This window comes from Microcystis sp. M49636_WE2 (assembly GCF_030065375.1).
GTDB lineage: Bacteria > Cyanobacteriota > Cyanobacteriia > Cyanobacteriales > Microcystaceae > Microcystis > Microcystis aeruginosa_C.
This window is the reverse complement of record NZ_JASJFG010000042.1, coordinates 1-1,000: the sequence shown is the minus strand read 5'-3', so window position 1 is coordinate 1,000 and position 1,000 is coordinate 1. Positions and strand designations below refer to the sequence as shown.

Genomic DNA, 1,000 nt, shown 5'->3' with positions numbered 1-1,000 from the left:
GTAAAACCTTCGAGGAATTATTATTACTTCCCGTCCATCCCCTCTCATTATTTTTAGGCAAAGTTTTCGCGGGAATTTTGCGCGGTGTAATGACTTCTGCATCAGTGATTCTCGTTGCTATCTTATTTACAGGAAAATTTGTCAGTTTTCTCAATCCCCTCTTTTTATTAGTTTTAATCTTAAATTGTGCCGTCTTTGCCGGTTTAGGGGCAATTGTCGGATTGCGAGTTACATCCCTCGAAAGTGTCGGTCTGTATAATAACTTTTTAATCGTGCCGATGTCTTTTTTAGGAGCAACTTTTTTCGATCCCCAAACCTTACCCTGGCCATTAAAAATTATTGTTTATTCCTTGCCCCTCACCTATGCTAGTCTGGGATTAAGATCCGCAGCCTACGATATAAATCAATTTCCTTGGTTCGCTATCCCCATTTTATTAATCGTCGCTATTCTTCTCTCGATTGTCGGTGCTTATCAATTCTCCCATCAACGGGATTAAATCAGTAATCAGTAATCAGTTATCAGTAATCAGTAATCAGATTTTAGTTTTCGGTGAACAGTATTAAGTGGCAAGTTCCGAGCTTTCTTTTCACTGTTTACTGTAATCCTGACTCCTATCTCCTGACTCCTATCTCCTGACTACTTTTTACTTTGAATAAATATATCCTTTTTTATAAACCCTACGAGGTATTATGTCAGTTTACTGATGAAAATGGGCGTTCGACTCTAAAAGATTATATTCCTATCCCCAATATCTATTCAGTCGGTCGTTTAGATAGGGACAGCGAGGGATTATTATTACTCACAGATAACGGTCAATTACAGCATCGTTTAGGTCATCGTCAATTTGCTCATCCGCGCACCTATTGGGTACAAGTCGAAAGAATTCCAGACCTAAACGCTTTAGAAAAATTGCGTCAAGGTCTTCCTATTCAGGATTATCGCACTCGACCAGCAATAGTTAATTTACTAGATTTTGAACCAGATTTACCCCCCAGAGAG

At 38.9% G+C, this 1,000-nt stretch carries 2 protein-coding genes; both read left to right on the top strand.

All coding sequences use genetic code 11. From position 1 onward, the window contains the following. A partial coding sequence (locus PX484_RS00810) for an ABC transporter permease (protein WP_288102667.1) occupies positions 1-497 on the top strand: 497 nt, incomplete at its 5' end. 152 nt (positions 498-649) lie between these two features. Next, positions 650-1,000: pseudouridine synthase (locus tag PX484_RS00805; RefSeq protein WP_288102666.1), on the top strand; the 351-nt coding region annotated here is incomplete at its 3' end.